This is a genomic window from Blastochloris viridis, assembly GCF_001402875.1.
Lineage (GTDB): Bacteria > Pseudomonadota > Alphaproteobacteria > Rhizobiales > Xanthobacteraceae > Blastochloris > Blastochloris viridis.
In genome coordinates this window covers 2,137,481-2,160,133 of the sequence record NZ_CP012946.1, presented here as the reverse complement: position 1 = coordinate 2,160,133, position 22,653 = coordinate 2,137,481, and the positions used below count along the sequence as shown (strand labels likewise).

Genomic DNA, 22,653 nt, shown 5'->3' with positions numbered 1-22,653 from the left:
TGCGGTGGGCCGGCCGGACGTTCGGCGTCCCCTCGCCGAAATTCTGATCCAAGCCGGGATCTTCGGCGAGATCGCGTGCGGGATCACGGCGTGATCCTCCGGAAACCGTATGACGCAGGACGCAACCGATGACCCTGTTTCCCGACTTCGTGCCCAACCGCATCGGCGGCGTCGAGCCGCCGCGCGGCACAACGGCGGTGATCGATGTCGTCAATCCGCATGACGCCAGCATTCTTGCCGCCGTTCCGCGCTCTGGCGCCGGCGAGATCGACACCGCGGTGGCGGCGGCGCGGATGGCGCAGCCGGGCTGGGCGGCCACGCCCGGCGTGCAGCGCGGCGAGGTGCTGCACCGCATCGCCAACCTGATCGAGGCGAGGAAAGACGACCTCGCCCGCATCGTCGCGCTGGAGGCGGGCAAACGCCTGCCGGATGCGCAGGGCGAGGCCGCCGCCGCCATCCAGTGCGCGCGGTTCTTTGCCGGCGAGGGGCAGCGGCTGTTCGGCCGCACCACCACCAGCGGCATGGCGCTGCGCTGGGCGATGACGGTGCGCCGCCCGTGCGGGGTGGCCGGCCTGATCATCGCCGCCAACACGCCGGCCCCGAACTTCGCCTGGAAGGTGTTCCCAGCGTTGATCTGCGGCAATGGCGTGGTGCTGAAAACCGCCGAGGACACCCCGGTCTCGTCGTGGTTCCTGGCGCGCCTGTGCGAGGAGGCTGGGCTGCCCACCGGTGTGCTCAATGTCGTGCATGGCCTCGGCGCGGAGGCCGGGCAGGCGCTGGTGGAACACCCTGACGTCGACGTGCTGAGCTTCACCGGCTCGACGCGGGTCGGACGGATGATCGCCGAGGTTGCCGGCCGGCAGCTCAAGAAGGTGTCGCTGGAACTCGGCGGAAAGAACCCGTTGGTGGTGTGCGACGACGCCGACCTCGACAACGCCGTGCGTTGGGCGACGCTGGCGGCGTTCTCGAACGCCGGCCAGCGCTGCGCTGCGGCCAGCCGTATCATCGTGTTCGACAGCGTCTATGACGCCTTCGTGGCCAAGCTGGTCGCCGCCGTCGACGGCCTCAAGCTCGGCGTCGAGCCCGATTGCGACCTCGGCCCGGTGATCAACGCCCGTCAGCTTGCCAACATGCTGGCGGCGATCGAACGCGCCAAGGCCGAGGGCGCGGAGATCGTGTGCGGCGGCCGTCGGGCGGCGTCTCCGGACCTGGCGGCCGGCTTCTATCTGCAGCCGACCGTGGTTGCCGGAGTGGCGCCGGACGCGGAGATGTCACGCACCGAGCTGTTTGGGCCGATCACCACGCTCTATCGCGTCGCCGATTTCGAGGCAGCGGTCGCGCTGGCCAACAACACGCCCTACGGCCTCACGGCGGCGATCCACACCCGCGACGTCGACCGGGCGCTGACCTTCGCAAGCCGGGTGCGCAGCGGTGTCGCCACTCTCAATGGTGGCACGCACGGGTCGGAGCCGCACATGCCGTTCGGTGGCGTGAAGGCATCAGGCAACGGCACACGGGAACCAGGGACCGAAGCGCTCGACGTTTACAGCGAGTTGCAGGATGTCTATCTGAATGTTCGGTTGCCGCTTTAGAGTTTCTTCGATTCGATTGAGCAGACTGAAAATCCGATGTTTTTGGTCTGCTGTTTTTCTTGCCAATAACCGGCTTGCGCGTCTGCGGAACATGCACGAGTCCAATGGACAGCCGCTGATCGCGGGCTGCGCAGCTGCGAGGATGTCACGATGGTTCGGCTGACGGGTGGGCAGCGCTTGCGATCCGGCGAGGGGTGATGTCAGCGACGCACCGGGTTCTGTTTCTGTATTGGGGCCGCAAGGGAGCCTTGTCTCGCCTCACCCTTGAGGCAGCAAAGGCGGCCGAGGCGATGCACGATGTCGTCTCGCGTGTCAGCGTCTCCACCAGCAATGAGATCTATCGCGACTTCGAGCGGTCCGGTGTGAAGCTGGTGCCGGTCAGGACGTTTGAGTCCGCGGCGGGAACGTTTCGGCTCGACCGCTTGCTTGCGGCGCGCCGGCAGATCCGCGAGGTGATCGAGCGCGACCACATCAAATCTGTCGTCGTGCTGATGTCGCACATGTGGACGCCATTTCTCGCCGGAATGGTTCGGGCCGCCGGGGCAACCTATACCGTCGTCGTCCATGATGCCGACTCTCACCCCGGTGACGCTAAGGCGGTGGTGACCGACTGGCTGCTGCGCGACGCGAGGCGCGCGTCCCACGTCGTGACACTGAGCAAGCACGTCGCACGGCGGCTGGTTGCGCGCGGCATCGCGCCTCCGGATGCAATCACCACGCTCGCGCACCCGACATTCAATTACCAGCCGAAGGCGATGGCAGCGCCGGCTGTGGCTGGGTTCGGCTTTCTCTTTTTCGGCCGGATTGCCCGCTACAAGGGCCTCGACCTGTTCGTCGCCGCGGCGGAGCTGCTGCGCCAACGCGGAGCGAAGTTCCGCATCGGTGTGGTTGGTGAGGGCAACCTCGAACCGTACCGGGAGCGACTGGTGGCGCTAGGTGCGGAGATCGACAATCGCTGGGTTGGCGACGACGAGATCCCCTCGATACTCGCCCGGTATGACGCCGCCGTTCTCAGTCACCTTGAGGCCAGCCAGTCGGGTGTCGCCGTCGCGGCGTTCAATTGCGGGCTGCCCGTGATTGCGACAGCCGTTGGCGGGTTGATGGAACAGGTCCGCCACGAAGAGACCGGCCTTGTGGTCAAGAACATCAACGCCTCCGATATCGCCGACGCCATGGAACGGATGATGTCCGACCCGGAGCTGTATGCGAGATTGAAGTCCGGAATGTCAGAATATCTTGCCGATCTTTCGATACCGACTTTTGTCCGGAAAATGATCTCCGTTGCCGAGCGGTGATTTTCATCCTCGGCTTTGATGCCAATCGATAAATAATCGGCTCGCCGGCCTGATCGGCCGGAAGCCCTGGCCGCATGCGACCGTACTCTGCCAGCCACGGATGAAACCTCACCGCGTCAAGGCGCAAGCTCAAGTCCGGAAGGCCCGCGCTTGATGCGGGCATGCATTGCGGAGGGGCAGGGGGCTGGTTTTGTTTAGACGTGCTGGCCGCCGTTGATCATGATCTCCGCGCCGTTGACGTAGGACGACCATTCCGTGCACAGCATGTAGACGATCTTCGCCACCTCGTCGGGCGTGCCGAGCCGCTTCATCGGGATTTGTTCTTCGACGATCTTCTCGGTGCCCGGCGACAGGATCGAGGTATCGATCTCGCCGGGCGCGATGGAATTGACCCGCACCCCGAGCGGGCCGAAATCGGCCGCCATCTCGCGGGTGAGCGCCGCCAGCGCCGCCTTCGAGGTGGCGTAGGCCGCCCCGGCAAACGGGTGGACGCGCAAGCCGGCGATCGAGGTGACGTTGACCACCGCGCCCTGGCCGGCCTTCAGCTCCTCGACCAGGCCGCGCGCCAGCATGATCGGGGCGAAGAAATTGACCTGGAACACGCCCCGCCACATGTCGAGCGCGGAGTCCATGGTGCCGAGCCGGGCGCCGCCCGGCCCCTTGGGCGAGATCGCAGCGTTGTTGACCAGGGCGTGCAGTTCACCCAACGGCAGGCGGGCGCGAACTTCCTCGATCGCCTTATCGGTGTCGTCGGGGTCGGCGAGATCGACCTGGATGTGGTCCTCGGGCCCCATCGCCCACGGGCACTCCTCGGGGAAGGGCTGGCGCGAGCAGGTAATGACGCGCCACCCGGCAGCGCCAAACCGCTTCACCGTGGCGTGGCCGATACCGCGCGAGGCGCCGGTGAGCAACAGGACCCGGTTCGGCGGCTGGTTGGAGTGCGAGAAGCTCATCGGGCGCTCCGAGTGATGGCGATCGGCGAATCGACCGCGACGCTTAACCTGACCCTTAGCCTATTTGCCGAGCGCGCTGTGCGCGCGGCCGGCAAACACCGGTAACGCCTACGGGTAGAGGCGGGCCTTCTGCCAGCCGCGGCCGGACTCGCGGCGGAACTGGACGCGATCGTGCAGGCGGAACGGCCGGTCGTGCCAGAACTCGATCGAGACCGGCAGGATGCGGAAGCCGGTCCAGTGCGGCGGCCGCGGCACCGCGCCGAGGGCGTAGCGCGCGGTCGTGGTGGCAACCGCGGCCTCCAGCGCGAACCGGCTTTCCAGCGGTCGCGACTGCGCCGACGCCCAGGCGCCGATGCGCGAGCCGCGCGGCCTTGAGGCGAAATAGGCGTCGGCCTCGGCGTCGCTGACCTGCTCGACCGGTCCGCGCACCCGCACCTGCCGGCGCAGGCTCTTCCAGTGGAACACCGCGGCCGCCTTGGGCTGCCCGGTGAGCTCGCGGCCCTTCTGGCTTTCGGTGTTGGTGTAGAACACGAAGCCGCGGGCATCGATGCCCTTGAGCAGCACCATGCGCACGTTGGGCAGCCCGTCGGCGTCGACGGTGGCGAGCGCCATGGCGTTGGGATCGTTCGGCTCGCTGGCCTCGGCGTCGGCAAGCCACGCCTGAAACAGCCGAAACGGCTCTTCGGCCTCGGTGAAATCACCAGACGTTAACCAGGATGGCGTTTCCATCAGCAGCGGTCTTGTGGGGTTGAGGTGACTCGTGGGTGCCAGCCGTGCCTATCAGCCGACGCGGTCTTATAGTCGAGCGCGCCGGGGGAGCCAAACCGCACGTGCGATCGCCGGCCTCAGCCGGTGCGTGCTCGGCGTCGGGCTTGCGCTGCTGGTGTCCGGCTGCGCCGCGATCTCGATCCCGATGGGCGGCCTGTTCGGCGACGACAGCGACGACGAGATCGTCACCAAATCGGTCAAGCCGCTGCCGGTCGTGCCGGTCGCCACCGTGCCGGACGCCGACTGGCGCGCGGCCAAGGCGCCGTTCTCGCTGGCGATGAACCGCACCGACGCCGGCGCCAGCGTGATGTGGGACAACCCCGCCACCGGCGCCCACGGCAGCATCACCCCGCTGTCGAAGGCGGCCGCCTCCGACGCCGGCCGGACCTGCCGTACGTTCCTGCTGTCGCGGGTGGAGGGCGACACCGAATCCTGGCACCAGGGCGAAGCCTGTCTCGCCGGCAAGGCTGGCTGGAAGGTGCAGATGGTGCGTCCGCTCGCCGCCAAAACCTGACCATCGAGACCGAGCGGCCGAACTCGGTCCACCGGCGAGGCGCTGCCCGACCGGGCGGGCCGGGCCGGGCGCTGTGCCGTCGGCAGGATCGCCGTAAATCATTGTAAACCTGTCTGTCGCTCCCCACTTTGACGGTGAGCGACGCGGGACGGCGGCGGGCCGGTGGGGCGCGGCCGTTCCGGCAAGGAAATCGCGGGAGAAGTGTTTCGATGCGCGACCCCTATGACGTGCTCGGCGTCGGCCGCAAGGCGACGGCGGACGAGCTCAAGAAGGCGTATCGCAAGCTTGCCAAGAAGCTGCACCCGGACGCCAACAAGACCGATGCCAATGCGGCGACGCGGTTTGCCGAGCTCAACGGCGCCTACGAAATTCTCGGCGACGAGACCAAGCGCGGCCAATTCGACCGCGGCGAAATCGACGCTGAAGGCAAGCCGCGCTTCCACGGCTTCGAGGGTGCCCACCCCGGCGCCGGTGCGCGCGGCTTCGGTGGCGGTCCGGGTGGGTTTTCCGGCTTCGAGTCCTTTTCGTTCCGTCCGGAGGGCGTCCGCCGTCCCGGTGGCCGCGGCCCTGCCGGTGGTCCGGCCGGCGGCATGGACGATTTCCTCGGCGATATCCTCGGCGCCATGGGCGGCCGCGCCGCTGGCGGGCAAGAGCGCGGCTTCCACCCCGGTTTTGGCGCGGCCAGCGGGCGTGGCGACGACGTCAACGCCCAGGTCACGGTGACGCTGGCCGAGGCCGCCAAGGGTGCCAAGAAACGGGTGTCGCTGCCGACCGGCCGCGAGGTCGAGGTCGCCATTCCCGCCGGCATCGCCTCCGGCCAGACCGTGCGGCTGCGCGGGCTCGGCCATCCCGGCCCGTTGCGCCAGGGCGCGCCCGGTGACGCGCTGGTGACGGTGGAGGTAGCGCCGCACCCGACGCTGAAGCCCGATGGCGAAAACCTGCGGACCGAGGTGGCGGTGCCGCTGGCCGACGCCGTGCTCGGTGGCAAGGTGCGGGTCGAGACGCTGGAGGGCGCGGTGGACCTCTCCGTGCCGCCGATGAGTTCGAGCGGGCGCACCTTCCGCATCCGCGGCCGTGGACTGCCCAAGGCCGGCGGCGGCGTCGGCGATCTGTTCGTCAGCCTCAAGATCATGCTGCCCGAGACCGCCGATCCCGAACTCGACGCGGTGATGCGCAAGTGGCGCGCCCGCGCGGAGTAAACCGGCGATGACTCCGGGCCTCGGCCCAGGGTCTTAGGGTGGCCGGGGTTGGTGCCCCGGAGAACAGCCGGTGCGTGCGGTCCCACCATAGTCTATCCACCGCTACGCCCTGGCCGTTCGATGGTGGCTTGCTGCCGCCCGAGCGGCCGTGTCATAGGAAGCCAAAATTTCGGGCGGAGGCTGAGACGATGACTGTTTCGGGCGTAATGAATGGCCGACGTGGCCTCGTGATGGGGGTCGCCAACAACCGGTCGATCGCCTGGGGCATCGCCAAGGCCTGCCGAGATCAGGGCGCCGAACTGGCCTTCACCTTCCAAGGCGAAGCGCTGGAGAAGCGGGTGCGGCCGCTGGCGGCCGAACTGGACGCGGCGGTGGTCGGTCACTGTGACGTCACCGATCCCGCCACGATCGACCATGTTTTCGAGGAAGTGAACAAATTGTGGGGCGGGTTGGACTTTCTGGTCCACTGCATCGCCTTCTCGGACAAGGACGAGCTGACGGGTCGTTATATCGACACCACCGCGGACAACTTCACCAAGTCGCTGTTCATCAGCTGCTATTCGTTCACGGCGGTTGCCCAGCGCGCCGAGAAGCTGATGAAGCCCGGCGGCGCCATGCTGACCCTGACCTATTACGGCGCCGAGAAGTGGATGCCGCACTACAACGTGATGGGTGTCGCCAAGGCTGCGCTGGAGGCCTCGGTGCGCTACCTTGCCGCCGACCTCGGCCCGAAGGGCATCCGCGTCAACGCCGTCTCGGCCGGCCCGATCAAGACGCTGGCCGCCTCCGGCATCGGCGACTTCCGCTATATCTTGAAGTGGAACGAATATAACTCGCCGCTGCGTCGTACCGTGACCATCGAGGAGGTCGGCGACGTCGGTATGTACCTTGTGTCCGATCTGTCGCGCGGCGTCACCGGCGAGATCCATCACGCCGACGCCGGCTACCACGTTGTCGGCATGAAGAACCCCGACGCTCCCGACATCTCGAAGGCGAAGGACTGAATTCGCAGTGACGGCTCCGTCCGCGCCGGCCCGCACGGCGCCGGTTTCCGACTTCCCGACGCTCTATCTGGTTCGCCACGGCGAAACCGACTGGAACCGCGCCGGCCGCCTGCAGGGCCGGCGCGACATCCCGCTCAACGACACCGGCCGCAAGCAGGCGGCCGAGGCCGCCCGCCGGCTGCTGCGCGTGGTCGAGCCTGAGCGGCTGGCGGCGCTGTCGTTCGTCGCCAGCCCGCTGGCGCGGGCGCGCGAAACCATGGAACTGATGCGCGTGGCGCTGGGGTTGCCGCCGACCGGCTATGCGGTGGACGCGCGGCTGGCCGAGCTATCGTTCGGCCGCTGGGAAGGGCTGACCTGGTCGGAGGTGCGGCTCGCCGATCCCGTCGGCGCCGCCGCGCGCGACCGCAGCATCTGGGCCGCCACGCCTCCGGGCGGGGAGAGCTACGCCGACCTTGCCGACCGGCTGGAGGACTGGCTCACCGAATTCGCGCGCGACGCCGTGGTGGTCGCCCACGGCGGGGTGACGCGGGCGATGATGGTGCTGTCCGGCAGTCTGGCGCCGGCCGAGGCCTGCCGCTTCAGCATCCCGCAGGGGCGGGTGTGCGTGGTCGGCGACGGCTGGACCGAATGGCGGTAACGCATTGAGCAGGGTCGGGCGGCAGAGACCGCCGGCATGATGTGCCCCACGCCGACCGCCATCCGTTGAGGTTCCCACCGCCCCGGCGGTGCTCTATAGGAAGTAGGTCCCTTCGCCCCGGCTTGCCGGCCCGGATCCGGCTCATCAAGCGCATGTCCTTCAACACCTACGGCCACCTGTTCCGCGTCACCACCTTCGGCGAGAGCCACGGCCCGGCCATCGGCTGCGTCGTCGACGGCTGCCCGCCGCGCATCCCGCTCACGAGCGCCGACATCCAGGCCGACCTCGACCGCCGCCGGCCGGGTCAGAGCCGCTTCACCACCCAGCGGCGCGAGCCCGATCAGGTGCGCATCCTGTCCGGCACCTATGTCGATCCGGCCGACGGCATCGAGCGCACCACCGGCACCCCGATTGCGCTGCTGATCGAGAATGTCGACCAGCGCTCGAAGGACTATTCCGAGATCGCCGCGAAATACCGGCCCGGTCACGCTGATTTCACCTATGACGCCAAGTATGGCATCCGCGATCCGCGCGGCGGTGGCCGGTCGTCGGCGCGTGAAACTGCCTGCCGTGTCGCCGCCGGTGCCATCGCGCGAAAAGTGGTGCCAGGCATCACCATCCGCGGCGCCCTGGTCCAGGTCGGCCCCCACGCCGTCGACCGCGGCCGCTGGGACTGGGAGGAGACGGCGAACAACCCGTTGTTCTGTCCGGATGCCGAGGCCGCCCAGCTCTGGGAGAGCTATCTCGACGGGATTCGCGAGGCCGGCTCATCGATCGGCGCCATCGTCGAGGTGGTGGCGGAAGGGGTGCCGGTCGGCCTTGGCGCACCGCTCTACGGCAAACTCGACGCCGATCTCGCAAGCGCGATGATGGGCATCAACGCGGTCAAGGGTGTCGAGATCGGCGCCGGCTTTGCTGCCGCCGCGCTGACCGGCGAGAACAACGCCGACGAGATGCGCATGGGCCGCGACGGCGCGCCGCAGTTCCTGTCCAACAACGCCGGCGGCATTCTCGGCGGCATCTCCACCGGCCAGCCGGTGGTGGTGCGGTTCGCGGTCAAGCCGACCTCGTCGATCCTGACGCCGCGCCGCACCATCGACCGCGCTGGCCAAGACACCGAAATCCTCACCAAGGGGCGGCACGACCCTTGCGTCGGCATCCGCGCCGTCCCGGTGGGTGAGGCGATGATGGCGGCCGTGCTGGCCGACCATTTTCTGCGACACAAAGGACAAATCGGATGAGCCGGGGACGACCGGACGCCAAATTGGACGTCAGCTTGGAGGGCGCCATGACCGACAGCCAGGAGCGGGTGCGCACCGCGATCGAAGCGTTCCGCGCCGGGGCGATCGTCTTGGTCACCGACGACGACGACCGCGAGAACGAGGGCGACCTCATCGTCGCCGCCTCGCTGTGCACCCCGGAGAAGATGGCGTTCATCATCCGCAACACCTCCGGCATCGTCTGCGCGCCGCTGACCGCGGCCGACGCCCGCCGCCTCAACCTCGATCCGATGGTGGCCCGCAACGACGCGCCGCTCGGCACCGCCTTCACGGTGTCGATCGACGCTCGCCACGGCGTCACCACCGGCATTTCGGCCGAGGAGCGCACCACCACCGTGCGCGCGCTCGCCAACGGCAACATGGGCGCCGGCGATTTCGTGCGCCCGGGCCACATCTTCCCGCTGATCGCCCGCGACGGCGGCGTTCTGATGCGCTCAGGCCACACCGAGGCCGCGGTCGATCTGTGCAAGCTCGCCGGGCTGCCGCCGGTCGGCGTCATCGGCGAACTGATGAACGACGACGGCACCGTGATGCGCGGCGAGCAGATCAAGGCGTTCGCCGACCAGCACGGACTGAAGCGTCTCGCGGTTGCCGACCTGATCGCCTGGCGCCAGCGTCGCGACAAGCTGGTGCGCCGGCTCGCCGAGTTCCCGGTCGAGACCGCCTACGGCCGCGCCACCGGCATCAGTTACTGGACGCCGTTCGACAACGTCGAACACCTGGCGCTGGTGTTCGGCGATATTGGCGATGGCCGCGACGTGCTGGTGCGGCTGCACCGCGAGCACATCCTGCGCGACGTGTTCGGCGGCGACCGCTCGCTCGACCGCGCGCTGGAGCGCATCGCCAAACTTGGCCGCGGCGTGCTGATCTACCTGCGCGAGGGCACCGCCGGCGTGCCGCACGAGTCGCTGGGCGGGACGGAGGATTCCGAATCCGCCCGCAAGCGCGAGGAGCAATGGCGCGAGATCGGCCTCGGCGCCCAAATCCTCAAGGACCTCGGGCTGGTGTCGATCCGGCTGCTGGCGTCGAAATCGCGCACCTATGTCGGTCTCGCCGGCTTCGACATCGAGATCGTGGCGACCGAACTGGTGTGATCCGAACTCCGGCCGATCCGGCCGGAGTTCGTATTCCGGGGGGCTGAATCAGTGACCGGCCGAACGCCGAATGGTCGGTGTCCGGCTGATCGAGCCGGCACCGCCTAAGCGGCCGTCATCGGCCGCCGCTGCCGCCGACCTCGCCTCAGCGCTCGAACCGCGCCACCACCTCGACGTGCGGCGACCACGCGAACTGGTCGACCGGCACCACCCGCGTCAGCCGGTAGCCGCCGGCGACCAGCAGCTTGGCGTCGCGGGCGAAGGTCGACGGGTTGCAGGACACCGCGCCGATCGCCGGCACGGCACTGTCGGCCAGCCGCCTGGCCTGGGCTTCGGCGCCCTGGCGCGGCGGATCGAACACCACCACCCGGAACGGCTTCAGCTCGGCCGCCACCAGCGGCCGGCGGAACAGGTCGCGCGCCTCCGTCGTCAGCGGCTTCAGGCCCTGGGTGGCGCGCACCGCGGCGTCAAGCGCGGCGATGGCGGCGGCATCGCCGTCGACCGCGGTAACCCGCACCGTCTCCGCCAGCCGCAAGGCAAAGGTGCCGACCCCGGCGAACAGGTCGAGCACCGCGGCCTTGCCGGCGAGCTTGCCGGCCATCTCCCGCACCAGGGTGGCAAGTGTGATGTCGCCGGCGTCGGTGGCCTGCAGGAAGGCGCCGGGCGGCAGCTCGACCGACGCCCGGCCGATGGCGATGGTGGTCGGTCGGCGCTTGACGATCAGGTCGCCGGCCAGGGTGAGGCGTGCAAGGTCCTGCGCGCCGGCCATCCGCACCAGCGTCTGGCGCAGGCGCTCCGGCAGCCGGCTGCAGCCGCTCACGTCGACGTCGAGCCCGCCATCGGTGGCGGTGACCTGGATGTCGAGCGGCTTGCCGGTGGCGGCCAGCGCCTCGGCCACCGCCCAGCACGCCGTCACTGCGCCGGCGAGGCCGGGATCGAGGATCGGGCAGTCGTCGATCGGCACCACGCGGTGGGCGCGCTGGGCCATGAAGCCGACCGCCAGCACGTCATGGGCGGTGCTGCGGGCGTGGAAGGTGGCGCGGCGGCGGCCGCGGCCGTGCGCCGGCACGATGTCGGCCACCTCGACGTCGAGGCCGGCGTCGGCCAGCGCCGAGACCACGATGCCATGCTTGAAGGCGCGGTAGGCCGGCTCGGCCATGTGCTGCAGCGCGCAGCCGCCGCACACCCCGAAATGGGGGCAGAACGGCTCGACGCGGTCGGCGCTCGGCCGGATCACCTGGACGAGGTCGGCGCGGTCCTTGCCCGGCACGCGCTGCACCTCGACCTCCTCGCCCGGCAGGGTGAAGGGCACGTAGAGCGGGCCGTCGGCGGTCTGGGCGCAGCCGTCGCCGCGATGGCCCAAGCAGGCGATGGTCAGGCGTTCGGTCGTCATGTATGCGCCACCAGCAGGAACTCGCGGTTGCCGTCGCCGCCGGCGATCGGGGAGGGGATGATGCCGTCGACCGTCCAGCCCAGCCTGGCGACGGCGGCGGCGACCTTATCGCACACCTCGGCATGAATGGCGGCGTCGCGCACCACGCCCTTCTTCACCCGGTCGCGGCCGGCCTCGAACTGCGGCTTGATCAGGGCGACCAGCCGCGCGCCTGGCGCCGCCACCGCCAGGGCGGCGGGCAGCACCAGCGTGAGCGGAATGAAGGCGACGTCGATGACGATGAGGCCGGGCGCCGCGCCGAGCAAATCCAAGGTGACGTCGCGGGCGTCGACGCCCTCGCGCGAGACCACCCGCGGGTCGGCGGCGATTTTCGGGTGAAGCTGGCCGTGGCCGACGTCGACGGCATAGACGCGGGCGGCGCCCCGGCTGACCAGCACGTCGGTGAAGCCGCCGGTCGAGGCGCCGAGGTCGAGGCAGATCAGCCCGGCCGGATCGACCCCGAAGGCGTCAAGGGCGTGGGCGAGCTTGACGCCGCCGCGCGACACCCACGGGTGCGGCGCCTCGGCGATGATGTCGGCGCCGGGGGCGATGGCGTCCGACGCCTTGGTCAGAACGATGCCGTCGGCCTTGACCAGCCCGGCCTCGATGGCGGCCTTGGCGCGGGCGCGGCTTTCGAACAGGCCGCGCTCGACCAGCACGACGTCGGCTCTGCGGCGCGGCGTGGTCACCGTTACATCTCCGGACTTCGAGTGGACAAGCGGGCAAAATGGCCCAACTCTGCCGCAGGGAATCGCGCGTCAGGGGGGCTGTCGTGCAGCAGACCGTCGAGACCACGATCACGTCGGACGCTGCCGCCGCGCCGGTGGTGCGGCAGTTCCGCCAGATCCTGATCTGGCCGCTGCAACTGATGCCGCTGAAGGAGGACGCCGCCGTCCGGGCCCATTGGGAATTGCTCGAGCAGCAGCAGGACGCCGACGCGCCGGTGTGGACGGCGCTGACCGACGAGTTCCCCGACGATCCCGCCGCGGTCCAGGAGCGGCATTACCGCGAGTTTGTGACCTTCCTGCCGCACGCCCAGCGCTTCCTTTACGGCGAGCGCGCCTCGCGCACCACCCGCACCTCCTACGGCGACTCGCCCATCAAAATCTACCGTCGCCGCGACGTGCGGGAGGTGCGGGTGACGATGACGGCGGGGGCGCCGCCGCTGACGCTGACGATCGCCCACATCGACCTTTATTTCTTCTTCGACGTCGACGTCGTGATGCTGGTGTTCGAGATGGCGGGCGCCGACCTTCCGCTCAGCACGGCGCACGACCTCATCCACCGCTTCGGCCGCGCCTATCCGTCCGGCTGGGCGGCGAGCGGGGAGGGCGCCAACTGTCCGGCCAAGGTGGAGTGGCTGGATGAGCGCGGGAAGGTGCTGGCGGTCTCCGACTTCGATGACCGCGCCAAGTTCACCGCGGCGGTCTGCCGCTCGATCGCACCCGCCATTGCTGCGCACTGGGAGTTTCTGCTCAAGCCGCTGCGGCTCAACCACGAGGACATCACCGGCACGCTGCGCTATCGCCAGCTTGAGCACTACCGCATGCCGATGATGGTCTATCTCGCGGTCGACAATCCTCGCGGGCTGACCCGCGCCGACTACGTTCGGCTCGGCCTTGCCGTACCGGCCTTCAACCGCACCGGGCTGCCCTATTCCGAGGCCTTCCTGCGCGATTTCGAAACGCGTTACTGTTACGACCGTTACCACGATCCTGCCCGCGGCGGCGATTGGGTCGATACCCGCGTCATCTGCACCGGACACACCCTGGTGGCGGTGGGCGACGTCGGCGAGGCGGTGTTCACCGACCCCGAGCGCGGCTTCCTCGCCCAGTTCCGCCACCAGATCTTCCTGGTCGGCATGATCGCGCACTTCCACCGCGCCGCGCTGCTGATGATGTCCGACCGGCTGGTCAGCATCATCACCCGGCTGGACGTGCGCGACCACGACTCGGTGCGGAGTTTCCGCCGCGACATTCGCGAGATGCAGGAGGTGTTCCTGCGCTTCAGCCATCGCTACTGGTTCTCGGAGGTGTCCGACCAGGCCATGGTGCGCGACCTGTCGCGGATGTGGTCGGACCACCTGGCGCTGAAGAGCCTTTATGCCGGGCTGCGGGACGAGATCGGCGACATGAGCCACTACCTCGACTCCGACATGCTGCGCCGGCAGTCGACCACCATCGTGCGGCTGACGGTGGTGACCATGCTCTCGATCCTCGGCACGGTGTCGACCGGCTTTCTCGGCATGAACCTGTTTGCGATGGCCGACCAGCCGGCGTCGTTCCAGCTCTCGGTGTTTTTCGTGGTGCTCACCGTCACCACGCTGCTCACCTATGTGGTGCTGCGGCGATCGCAGCCGCTGTCGGAGTTTCTCGATGCGGTGTCCGACCCCCGCGCCGGGGTTCGGGCGCACCTGTCGGCGCTGGTCCGGGTGTTGTGGTCGAAGCGGCGGCGATGACGCCGTCCGCTGCAAGCTGCCGACGTTGGCCTTACGCCGTCCGCGCCTCGGTGAAGTCGCGGCCCAGCGCCTCGAACACCTTCGCGACGATGCCGCGGGAATCCAGCCCGGCCTGGGCATATTGGCGCGGAATGGCGTCGTGGTCCTGGAACAGGTCCGGCAGCGTCATGGCGCGGACCTTGAGCGTGCCGTCGAGCAGGCCCTCGTCCGACAGCGCCTGCAGCACGAACGAGCCGAAGCCGCCGACTGCGCCTTCCTCCACCGTGATCAGCACCTCGTGGTGCAGCGCCAGCCGGCGCAGCAGCGCGCGGTCGAGCGGCTTGGCGAAGCGGGCATCGGCGACCGTGGTGGAAAGGCCGTAGCGCTCCAACTCGTCGGCCGCGGTGAGGGCCTCGGCGAGGCGGGTGCCGAGCGTGAACAGCGCCACCTTGGTGCCCTCGCGCACGACGCGGCCGCGGCCGATCTCGAGCGGAATGCCGCGCTCCGGCAGCGGGATGCCGATGCCGTCGGCGCGCGGGTAGCGCACCGTGCACGGCCCATCGTCATGGGCGGCCGCGGTGGCGATCATGTGGACCAGCTCGGCCTCGTCGGCCGGCGACATCACCACCATGCCGGGCAGGGCGCCCATATAGCCGACGTCGAACGCGCCGGCGTGGGTGGCGCCGTCGGCACCGACCAGGCCAGCCCGGTCGATGGCGAAGCGCACCGGCAGCTTCTGGATGGCGACGTCGTGGATCACCTGGTCGAAGGCGCGCTGCAGGAAGGTGGAATAGATGGCGCAGACCGGCTTCATGCCGTCGGCGGCGAGGCCGGCGGCGAAGGTCACCGCGTGCTGTTCGGCGATGCCGACGTCGAAGCAGCGCTTGGGATGGGCCTTGGCGAACAGATCGAGCCCGGTGCCGCTCGGCATGGCGGCGGTGATGGCGACGATCTTGGAATCTCGGTCGGCCTCCCTGATCAGCGCCTCGGCGAACACCTTGGTGTAGGACGGCGTGGCCGGCTTGGCCTTGGCCTGGGAGCCGGTGGCGACGTCGAACTTGACGACGCCGTGATACTTGTCGGAGGCACACTCCGCCGGGGCGTAGCCCTTGCCCTTCTGGGTGACGACGTGCAGCAGCACCGGGCCGACGCCGGCGTCGCGCACGTTCTTCAGCACCGGCAACAGGCTGTCGAGGTCGTGGCCGTTGATCGGGCCGACGTAATAAAAGCCGAGCTCCTCGAACAGCGTGCCGCCCATCAGAAAGCCGCGGGCGTGCTCGACCGCGCGGGTGATGGTGCGGTCGATGGTGCGGCCGAACCGGCGTGACAACTGCTTGCCGATGTCGCGCAGCGACAGGTAGGTCTTGCCCGAAAGCAGGCGCGACAGATAGGCCGACATCGCCCCGACCGAGGGCGAGATCGACATGTCGTTGTCGTTCAGCACCACGATCAGCCGCGAATCCATCGCGCCGGCGTTGTTGAGCGCCTCGTAGGCCATGCCGCCGGACATCGAGCCGTCGCCGATCACGGCGATGACGTTGTTGGGCTCGCCCTTGAGGTCGCGCGCCACCGCAAAGCCGAGCGCGGCGGAGATCGAGGTCGAGGTATGGCCGGCGCCGAACGGATCGTACGGGCTCTCGGTGCGCTTGGTGAAGCCGCTGAGGCCGCCGCCCTGGCGCAAGGTGCGCATGCGGTCGCGCCGGCCGGTCAGCATCTTGTGTGGATAGGCCTGGTGGCCGACGTCCCAGATCAGCTTGTCGAACGGGGTGTCGAACACATAATGCAGCGCCACCGTCAGCTCGACCACGCCGAGGCCGGCGCCGAGATGGCCGCCGGTCTCCGATACCACCTCAATCATCTCGTCGCGGACTTCCTGCGCGAGCTGCGCGAGCTGGTCTTCGGTCAGCTGGCGGAGGTCGGCGGGGGTGCGGATGCGATCGAGCAGGGGGGTTTTCGACACGGTGGACACCAGAAGCGACAGATTGGCGCCGTAACGGCCTCGCCTTGGCCGCAGGGCACCGAGTTCCCGCCGGAACCGACGTTTCCGGCGAACGGACGACAAAACACCATCCCGCGCGGCCAGAGACCGCTCGAGGCGACGGATCTCGCGAGGCAGACTTAGCGGGCTCCACCGGCCGGCGCAATGCGGGGTGGCCCCTTAAGCGTGCTGCGGTTCTAAGGAAAACGCCGAGGCGGACTAAGCAATTGGCCAAACGGAGTGTTTTCGTAAAATCCAACGCCGCTTCCGCCCCTCGCGCGGCAAGGCCGCAGCAGCCCGCCGCCCGCTCCGGCAAGTGGGCCGTCAGTCGAAAGTGTTATGCCGACGACGCGCAACATTGGCCGTCGGGCCGCGGAACCGGGCGGGCTCCGAACAGCCACGTCATTGTTTTGTCATGGGAATAGCGAGCGGCCCGCCGCGTTCGTCCCCTCCAAGTCCCAGCGTCGCCGCCCTCGTGCGGCGCGCGGGCCAGCGCGCACGCAGTCGTGACCACGGTGGAGAACGACGGGCCGGCGGCGCGGCCGCCCGCATCGCCCAACTGCGGCGTTAGGCCCCAACGGGTTGGACCGGCCGATGCCCCGGACTTGCGCCGGCGCCGGGTCGAACGCGCTCACTCAGGGTCGAGCGGGGCGGTGCCGGTGGGCTTGCCGTCGGCGTTGAGCGTGATGCGCTCGACCCGCGCCTCGGCCTCCGCCAGCAACTGGCTGCAGCGCGCCTTCAGCGCCTCGCCGCGCTCATAGATGGCGATCGATTCCTCCAGCGGAACATCGCCGCGCTCCAGCCGGCCGACGATCTTCTCCAATTCGCCGAGCGCCGTCTCGAACGACAGGGTGGTGATGTCGGCATGCGGCTGGGTGGTCACAGGCGCCTCCTGGGGATGCAAGAGCCGCGAGTGATAGCGGGCGAGAGGGAGGGGGGCAATGGCGGGGGGATGTGTCGATCGGGTGGTTGAAACGTCAAGCGCGCTGGCCGAGCGACGTGCTCGTCGTCGCCACCTTCTCCGCCGGCACCTCGTGCACCGCGCGGCCGGTGGTCTCGAATGCGGTGAGGTTGGCCATCGTGGTCTCGGCGATGTTGCGCAGCGCCTCCGCGGTGAAGAAGGCCTGGTGGCCGGTGATCAGCACGTTGGGGAAGGTGAGCAGGCGCGCGAACACGTCGTCCTGGATGACGCGGTTCGACCGGTCGTCGAAGAACAGGTGCGCCTCCTCCTCGTAGACGTCGAGGCCGAGGCTGCCGATGGTGCCATTCTTGAGGCCGCGGATCGCCGCCGCGGTGTCGATCACGGCGCCGCGCGAGGTGTTGATCAGCATCATGCCGCGCTTGGTCCGCTTCAGCAGCGCATCGTTGACGAAGTGGCGCGTCTCGGGCGTCAGCGGGCAGTGCAGGCTGACGATGTCGGACGACGCGAACAGCGCGTCGCGCTCGACGTAACGCACCCCCATCGCCTCGCAGGCCGGGTTGGGGCGGACGTCGTGCGCCAGGATGGTGCAGCCGAACCCGATCAGGATGCGCGACACCAGCTCGCCGATCTGGCCGGTGCCGACCACGCCGGCGGTCTTGCCGGCGAGATCGAACCCGAGCAGGCCGTCGAGGGCGAAATTGCCCTCGCGCACCCGGTTGTAGGCGCGGTGGGTTTTGCGGTTCAGCGTCAGAATCAGCGCCAGCGTGTGTTCGGCAACGGCGTGCGGCGAATAGGCCGGCACGTGGGCGACCGGCAGCTTCAGACGATGGGCCGCGGCGAGGTCGACATGGTTGAAGCCGGCGCTGCGCAACGCGATCAGGCGGACACCGAGCCCGGCCAGCGCCTGCAGCGTCTCGGCGTCCAACTCGTCGTTGACGAACGCGCACACCGCATCCGCACCCGTGGCGAGCGGCGCGGTCTCGGCCGACAGGCGGGCATCGAGGTAGCGCAACCGGTGGCGCCCGCCATTGGCGGTGTCGAGAAAGCGACGGTCGTAGGGCTTGGTCGAGAACACTGCGACCTGCATCAGCCTGCCTCAAGCGCCGGGCCGGCTCGGCGCAGTTGGGGGTGAGGGCGCGGCGCCGGTGCGGTCGCATCGGCGCTGCAGGCGATCCGCTCCGGCGGGCGGGCGGCGAAAATTCCGGTCCGGCGATGATTATCGCCCCGATTCTCCGATCGTGAAGAGTGGCGCCGTAGCGTCCCGGCACTGGTCTGCAACGCGCTGCCGGACACGGCGGGGCCAAGCTGTTGCTGAGGCGGCAAGGATCGCGTACGGCAGAATAAAACCAATTTTCGGAAACAATAATTAATAACGTAAAATATATTCCTATACATCAAAGGCAAAATCGGAAAAGCAGCGTTACATGGGAAGTTACCTGCCATCGAAGATAACGCCGCCGAGGTAACCTCAGTCCATACATCATCCAAACTGGGGATGACGCCGAGTTGGCAAGCTCACACAGTCAGCCTTCATGCAAAAGCAGCGGATGGCAGCGATGATGCGGGCTGACGTTACGCAAATTGTCTTAGAGGCCTATGACCGATGGTGGCGAGGCGACACCGCCGGCGCGCGGCGGTGTTTTCACGCCAACGCGCGGATTACGGTGTCCGGCGACCCTGAAACGGTGCCGCTCGCCGGCGACTATCGCGGCGCCGCCGGAGTGATGGCGTTTCTCGCCCGGCTCGACGCCACCGCTCGGGTCCTGATGCCGACCTTGCAGGATCTGCTGATCGACGGCGATTGCGCGGTGGTGCGGTGGACGATGCCGGTCCGCAGCGGCTCGGTCCAGGCCGAGTTGCAGTGCGTCGACATCCTGCGGCTTCGTCAGCACCGGATCATGGCGCTGGAACAGGTGTTCGACACCAGCGCTGCCGCCAAGCTGTTCGGGACGCAAACGCTGCCGCGTACGCTGCAGCCGGACCCGGTGTGCCAGAACGGCGCCGCCGCTTCGGCCGTGGCCCGCGACCGGCCGGGCGACCCCGGCTCGTAGGCGCGCCGCCGGCGTTGCCGTCCGTCTTGGTGCGCCAAACGCCAGTGGCTGCTCAGTGCCGGAGGGTCTCCGGCACCATCTGCCGGACGCCTCGCGATCCTCCGCAGGTCCGATCATGTGTCGACGTCGTCCTTGGTGCGCTTTGCGCTGCCGGTGGCCTGTCGCTGCACCCGGGCGACGAATTCGATCTGGCCGCCGACCTCGGCCTTGGCGAAGATCGCCTTCAGTTGCGACCGCACGGTGCTGATCGACACCCCGCGCTGCGCCGCGATCTGCGCGGGCCGCTCGCCACGCAGCAGCGCGGTGGCGATGTCGAGCTCGGCCGGCGTCAGCGCCGGCAGCAGCGGCCGGACGGCTGATGGCGCCGGACCACCTTCGAACACCACCAGCGTCGCGGCGGCAAAACCGGCGGAGAACCGGTTGCGTGGAAGCGCCGTCACCCGCAGGCGCAACGCCCGTCCGACGCCTTGCAACTCGGCCGCGACCGGCGGCGGCGGCGGCGTCATGGTCTGGAACGGCGCGAGCAACGTCTCCAGCGCGCGCTCGGCATGAACGGTGGCGCCGTGCAGCCGCCGCTGCCGCGTGCCGATCACGCCGCCGTCGCGCAGCACCGCTTCGGCGGCCGGCGAGACCGCGATGACGCACCCGAACCCGTCCAGCGCCACCGCTGCAATCGCGAGCGCATCGAACGCGCCCGCCAGCACCCGGCCATTCTCGCGGCCGATCATCTGCGACAGCAGCACCGCCTCGCGCCAGCCGCGCGCGATTGCGAGGAACGCGGCGCGATCCTCTGCCCCGACCGGGCCGGCCCGCGCCGACCGCGTAACCGCGAGCGTCAGATGCGACATCGGCACATGCCGGTCGCGCCACACCGGTGTGAAGCAAACATGCGGCATGTCGTAGGGTTCATAGAACTCTTGCCAGATCGGCAGCGTCCTGCGGGCGTCGGCCGACACCACCTCGTCGTCCGTGACCACCCGCAGCTCGGGCGTCCGCACGCCGACCCGCACCAGTGGGTTGATGTCGGGGTTGGCGCCGCCGAGTTCGACCCAGCGCTCGATCATGCGGTCGGGCTCGTTCCAGCTCAGGTTGGCCGGCAGCCGGGCCGGGTTGGTCCAGCCCACCAGATGAGCGAACGTGCCGCCCGTCGCCGCCGCCAACAGCCGCAGCGCGTCGTGCCACTGGCCGTCGGCAAATGGCGCCTCGGCCAGTCGCGCCAGCGCGGCTGCAATGTCGGTCCGCCGGTTCATCCAGGCCTCGGGGAGCTTTCGCCGGATCACTCAATCCGCCGGACGTCGCCATCTGCGGGCGACGTATCGTCGCGGTTTCACGGCGGGAGCGACCTTGTGCCCTCCGTTGTTGCAACCGTATTCCGCCACGGTCTAGCCGAGCTCCCGTAAGTTGTCTTGCAAATATTTCGGGTGGGATCGCTAAATCGCTGGTTTAGTGCGCTGGCGCTGGCGCTCGCCGCATCTTCCGGCGCCAACGCCGTCCCCGCGCCGGACGCGCGTGCCCCGGCGCGGTCCCGGCCCAAGCCCGCGGCCCTATCTGGGCCGGCACGCCATGGTTGCGCAATTTTCGCGATAGATCGGTGGTTTCGGGGGCCACGCCGCTGCCATTGCTCGCGGCGAGGGCCGCAATGGGCGGCTCGCCGAAAGGGCTCGTCGCGCCGCGCTCACCTTGGCAAGGACGCGGCGGCGCGGGCCGCGCCCTCGGCCCTCAGCTTCGCAGGCCCGGCGCTTCGTGGCCGGTGCGCGCCACATATTCGCTGTAGCCGCCGCCATACTGGTGGATGCCGTCCGCCGTCAGCTCCAGCAAACGGTTGGAGAGAGCCGCCAAGAAATGGCGGTCGTGCGAGACGAACAGCATGGTGCCCTCGTAATTCGAGAGCGCGGCGATCAGCATTTCCTTGGTCGCCATGTCGAGGTGGTTGGTCGGCTCATCCAGCACCAGGAAGTTCGGCGGGTCGAACAGCATCTTGGCCATGACGAGGCGCGCCTTCTCGCCGCCCGACAGCACCCGGCAACGCTTTTCGACGTCATCTCCCGAGAAGCCGAAGCAGCCGGCGAGGGTGCGTAGCGCGCCCTGGCCGGCGTGCGGGAAGGCATCCTCCAGCGACTCGAACACGGTGCGCTCGCCGTCGAGCAGATCCATGGCGTGCTGGGCGAAGTAGCCCATCTTGACGCTGCCGCCGATCGTCACCGTGCCGGCGTCGGGCTCGGTCGCGCCGGCCACCAGCTTCAGAAGAGTCGACTTGCCGGCGCCGTTGACGCCCATCACGCACCAGCGCTCGCGCCGCCGCACCATGAAGTCGAGACCGTCATAGATGCGCTTCGAGCCATAGCCCTTGTCGACGTTCTTCAGCGCCACCACGTCCTCGCCCGAGCGCGGCGCCTGGGGGAAATCGAACGCCACGCTCTGGCGCCGCCGCGGCGGCTCCACCCGCTCGATCTTCTCCAGCTTCTTCACCCGGCTTTGCACCTGGGCGGCGTGGGAGGCACGCGCCTTGAAGCGCTCGATGAACTTGATCTCCTTGGCCAGCATGGCCTGCTGGCGCTCGAACTGCGCCTGCTGCTGCTTTTCGGCCAGCGCCCGCTGCTCCTCGTAGAATTCGTAATTGCCGGAATAGGTGGTGAGCGCGCCGCCGTCGATCTCGACGATCTTCGAGACGATGCGGTTCATGAACTCGCGGTCGTGCGAGGTCATCATCAAGGCGCCCTCGAAGCCCTTGAGAAAGCTCTCCAGCCAGATCAGGCTTTCGAGGTCGAGGTGGTTCGAAGGCTCGTCGAGCAGCATGACGTCGGGGCGCATCAACAGGATGCGGGCCAGCGCCACCCGCATCTTCCAGCCGCCCGACAGCTTACCGACGTCGCCGTCCATCATCTCATCGGAGAAGCCGAGCCCGGCCAAGACCTCGCGGGCGCGGCCCTCCAGCGCGTAGCCGTCGAGCTCCTCGAAGCGGTGCTGCACCTCGCCGTAGCGGGCGATGATGTCGTCCATGTCGTCGGCCCGGTCCGGGTCGGCCATGGCATGCTCAAGCTCTTTCAGTTCGGCCGCCACCTCGCTCACCGGGCCGGCGCCGTCCATCACCTCGGCCGCCGCGCTGCGGCCGGCCATCTCGCCGACGTCCTGGTTGAAGTAGCCGATGGTGAGGCCGCGATCGACCGACACCTGGCCCTCGTCGGGCTCGTCCTGGCCGGTGATCATGCGGAACAGCGTGGTCTTGCCGGCGCCGTTGGGGCCGACCAGCCCGATCTTCTCGCCCTTGAGCAGCACGGCCGAGGCCTCGATGAACAGGATCTGGTGGCCGTTCTGCTTGCCGATGTTGTCGAGGCGGATCATGGGCTTCCGGGGTTTCGATCTTGGCGCACGAGCTTCGTCCGCCGCCGGCTTGGGGGCGCGAAGGTCCTGCAGGGACGGGGAGGGGCGCAGCGTCACGGGCGCCGCGCGTCGGATGGTCGCGTCCGCTTAGGGCATAAGGGGCGTCGGCGGAAGGG

19 protein-coding genes are annotated in these 22,653 nt (G+C 68.9%); 10 read left to right on the top strand and 9 right to left on the bottom strand.

Going from position 1 to position 22,653, the window contains the following annotated elements:
• Window positions 1-128 precede the first annotated feature (128 nt).
• Both BVIR_RS09555 and BVIR_RS09550 read left to right on the top strand, forming a co-directional pair.
• Window positions 129-1,592, top strand: coding sequence for an aldehyde dehydrogenase family protein (locus BVIR_RS09555; protein WP_055037460.1), 1,464 nt, complete (start codon window positions 129-131; stop codon window positions 1,590-1,592).
• Window positions 1,593-1,789: 197 nt separating this feature from the next.
• Entirely contained in the window at window positions 1,790-2,887 is a 1,098-nt protein-coding gene (locus tag BVIR_RS09550) for a glycosyltransferase family 4 protein (protein ID WP_055037459.1), read from the top strand.
• A 194-nt stretch (window positions 2,888-3,081) separates the two neighbouring features.
• On the opposite strand, the gene BVIR_RS09545 is transcribed toward BVIR_RS09550, so the two are convergent.
• Together BVIR_RS09545 and pdxH are read right to left on the bottom strand one after the other, a co-directional pair.
• Window positions 3,082-3,840: an SDR family NAD(P)-dependent oxidoreductase gene (locus tag BVIR_RS09545; protein WP_055037458.1), complete on the bottom strand. Its 759-nt coding sequence runs from the start codon at window positions 3,838-3,840 to the stop codon at window positions 3,082-3,084.
• 108 nt (window positions 3,841-3,948) lie between these two features.
• Window positions 3,949-4,569, bottom strand: a complete 621-nt coding sequence (gene pdxH / locus BVIR_RS09540) for a pyridoxamine 5'-phosphate oxidase (RefSeq protein ID WP_055037457.1) — start codon at window positions 4,567-4,569, stop codon at window positions 3,949-3,951.
• Between the two features lie 127 nt (window positions 4,570-4,696).
• Here pdxH and BVIR_RS09535 point away from each other — a divergent pair, with 127 nt between their 5' ends.
• The 6 genes from BVIR_RS09535 (at window position 4,697) to ribB (ending at window position 10,336) form a co-directional block, all read left to right on the top strand.
• On the top strand, window positions 4,697-5,122 hold the full coding sequence (locus BVIR_RS09535; protein WP_055037456.1) for an RT0821/Lpp0805 family surface protein: 426 nt from the start codon (window positions 4,697-4,699) through the stop codon (window positions 5,120-5,122).
• Between the two features lie 209 nt (window positions 5,123-5,331).
• Window positions 5,332-6,321, top strand: a complete 990-nt coding sequence (locus BVIR_RS09530) for a DnaJ C-terminal domain-containing protein (protein ID WP_055037455.1) — start codon at window positions 5,332-5,334, stop codon at window positions 6,319-6,321.
• Window positions 6,322-6,509: 188 nt separating this feature from the next.
• Window positions 6,510-7,325: an enoyl-ACP reductase FabI gene (fabI, locus tag BVIR_RS09525; protein WP_055037454.1), complete on the top strand. Its 816-nt coding sequence runs from the start codon at window positions 6,510-6,512 to the stop codon at window positions 7,323-7,325.
• A 7-nt stretch (window positions 7,326-7,332) separates the two neighbouring features.
• Entirely contained in the window at window positions 7,333-7,962 is a 630-nt protein-coding gene (locus BVIR_RS09520; protein WP_055037453.1) for a histidine phosphatase family protein, read from the top strand.
• A 152-nt stretch (window positions 7,963-8,114) separates the two neighbouring features.
• Window positions 8,115-9,203, top strand: coding sequence for a chorismate synthase (gene aroC / locus BVIR_RS09515; protein ID WP_055038805.1), 1,089 nt, complete (start codon window positions 8,115-8,117; stop codon window positions 9,201-9,203).
• Between the two features lie 47 nt (window positions 9,204-9,250).
• Entirely contained in the window at window positions 9,251-10,336 is a 1,086-nt protein-coding gene (gene ribB, locus BVIR_RS09510; protein ID WP_055037452.1) for a 3,4-dihydroxy-2-butanone-4-phosphate synthase, read from the top strand.
• Between the two features lie 145 nt (window positions 10,337-10,481).
• Here the strand turns inward: ribB and BVIR_RS09505 are convergent, their stop codons facing one another.
• Together BVIR_RS09505 and BVIR_RS09500 are read right to left on the bottom strand one after the other, a co-directional pair.
• Window positions 10,482-11,729, bottom strand: coding sequence for a class I SAM-dependent RNA methyltransferase (locus BVIR_RS09505; RefSeq protein ID WP_055037451.1), 1,248 nt, complete (start codon window positions 11,727-11,729; stop codon window positions 10,482-10,484).
• Complete coding sequence (locus BVIR_RS09500; RefSeq protein WP_055037450.1) at window positions 11,726-12,457, bottom strand: TlyA family RNA methyltransferase; 732 nt, start codon at window positions 12,455-12,457, stop codon at window positions 11,726-11,728. Before BVIR_RS09500 ends, BVIR_RS09505 begins: the two co-directional genes overlap by 4 nt.
• An 83-nt stretch (window positions 12,458-12,540) precedes the next feature.
• On the opposite strand from BVIR_RS09500, the gene BVIR_RS09495 reads away from it, so the two are divergent.
• On the top strand, window positions 12,541-14,226 hold the full coding sequence (locus BVIR_RS09495) for a CorA family divalent cation transporter (RefSeq protein WP_197604424.1): 1,686 nt from the start codon (window positions 12,541-12,543) through the stop codon (window positions 14,224-14,226).
• Between the two features lie 31 nt (window positions 14,227-14,257).
• On the opposite strand, the gene dxs is transcribed toward BVIR_RS09495, so the two are convergent.
• The 3 genes from dxs to BVIR_RS09480 all read right to left on the bottom strand — a co-directional run bounded on the left by dxs (window position 14,258) and on the right by BVIR_RS09480 (window position 18,192).
• On the bottom strand, window positions 14,258-16,174 hold the full coding sequence (gene dxs, locus BVIR_RS09490; RefSeq protein WP_055037449.1) for a 1-deoxy-D-xylulose-5-phosphate synthase: 1,917 nt from the start codon (window positions 16,172-16,174) through the stop codon (window positions 14,258-14,260).
• Window positions 16,175-16,814: 640 nt separating this feature from the next.
• A complete protein-coding gene (locus BVIR_RS09485) occupies window positions 16,815-17,066 on the bottom strand; it encodes an exodeoxyribonuclease VII small subunit (RefSeq protein WP_055037448.1) in 252 nt (83 codons plus the stop codon).
• 94 nt (window positions 17,067-17,160) lie between these two features.
• Entirely contained in the window at window positions 17,161-18,192 is a 1,032-nt protein-coding gene (locus tag BVIR_RS09480) for a 2-hydroxyacid dehydrogenase (RefSeq protein WP_055037447.1), read from the bottom strand.
• A gap of 469 nt (window positions 18,193-18,661) precedes the next feature.
• Here BVIR_RS09480 and BVIR_RS09475 point away from each other — a divergent pair, with 469 nt between their 5' ends.
• Window positions 18,662-19,156, top strand: a complete 495-nt coding sequence (locus BVIR_RS09475) for a nuclear transport factor 2 family protein (RefSeq protein ID WP_169788597.1) — start codon at window positions 18,662-18,664, stop codon at window positions 19,154-19,156.
• Window positions 19,157-19,269: 113 nt separating this feature from the next.
• Here BVIR_RS09475 and BVIR_RS09470 read toward each other — a convergent pair whose 3' ends face one another.
• Together BVIR_RS09470 and BVIR_RS09465 are read right to left on the bottom strand one after the other, a co-directional pair.
• Window positions 19,270-20,406, bottom strand: coding sequence for a helix-turn-helix transcriptional regulator (locus tag BVIR_RS09470; protein ID WP_055037445.1), 1,137 nt, complete (start codon window positions 20,404-20,406; stop codon window positions 19,270-19,272).
• Between the two features lie 469 nt (window positions 20,407-20,875).
• On the bottom strand, window positions 20,876-22,498 hold the full coding sequence (locus tag BVIR_RS09465) for an ABC-F family ATP-binding cassette domain-containing protein (protein ID WP_055037444.1): 1,623 nt from the start codon (window positions 22,496-22,498) through the stop codon (window positions 20,876-20,878).
• Window positions 22,499-22,653: the final 155 nt, after the last annotated feature.

What these genes read in the sequence shown, in the direction of transcription:
- BVIR_RS09475 (WP_169788597.1), top strand. Translation starts at nt 18,662, where the DNA reads ATGATGCGGGCTGACGTTACGCAAATTGTCTTAGAGGCCTATGACCGA.
- BVIR_RS09530 (WP_055037455.1), top strand. Translation starts at nt 5,332, where the DNA reads ATGCGCGACCCCTATGACGTGCTCGGCGTCGGCCGCAAGGCGACGGCG.
- BVIR_RS09470 (WP_055037445.1), bottom strand. Translation starts at nt 20,406, where the DNA reads ATGAACCGGCGGACCGACATTGCAGCCGCGCTGGCGCGACTGGCCGAG.
- BVIR_RS09545 (WP_055037458.1), bottom strand. Translation starts at nt 3,840, where the DNA reads ATGAGCTTCTCGCACTCCAACCAGCCGCCGAACCGGGTCCTGTTGCTC.
- fabI (WP_055037454.1), top strand. Translation starts at nt 6,510, where the DNA reads ATGACTGTTTCGGGCGTAATGAATGGCCGACGTGGCCTCGTGATGGGG.
- ribB (WP_055037452.1), top strand. Translation starts at nt 9,251, where the DNA reads ATGACCGACAGCCAGGAGCGGGTGCGCACCGCGATCGAAGCGTTCCGC.
- aroC (WP_055038805.1), top strand. Translation starts at nt 8,115, where the DNA reads ATGTCCTTCAACACCTACGGCCACCTGTTCCGCGTCACCACCTTCGGC.
- BVIR_RS09505 (WP_055037451.1), bottom strand. Translation starts at nt 11,729, where the DNA reads ATGACGACCGAACGCCTGACCATCGCCTGCTTGGGCCATCGCGGCGAC.
- BVIR_RS09555 (WP_055037460.1), top strand. Translation starts at nt 129, where the DNA reads ATGACCCTGTTTCCCGACTTCGTGCCCAACCGCATCGGCGGCGTCGAG.
- pdxH (WP_055037457.1), bottom strand. Translation starts at nt 4,569, where the DNA reads ATGGAAACGCCATCCTGGTTAACGTCTGGTGATTTCACCGAGGCCGAA.
- BVIR_RS09465 (WP_055037444.1), bottom strand. Translation starts at nt 22,498, where the DNA reads ATGATCCGCCTCGACAACATCGGCAAGCAGAACGGCCACCAGATCCTG.
- BVIR_RS09550 (WP_055037459.1), top strand. Translation starts at nt 1,790, where the DNA reads ATGTCAGCGACGCACCGGGTTCTGTTTCTGTATTGGGGCCGCAAGGGA.
- BVIR_RS09480 (WP_055037447.1), bottom strand. Translation starts at nt 18,192, where the DNA reads ATGCAGGTCGCAGTGTTCTCGACCAAGCCCTACGACCGTCGCTTTCTC.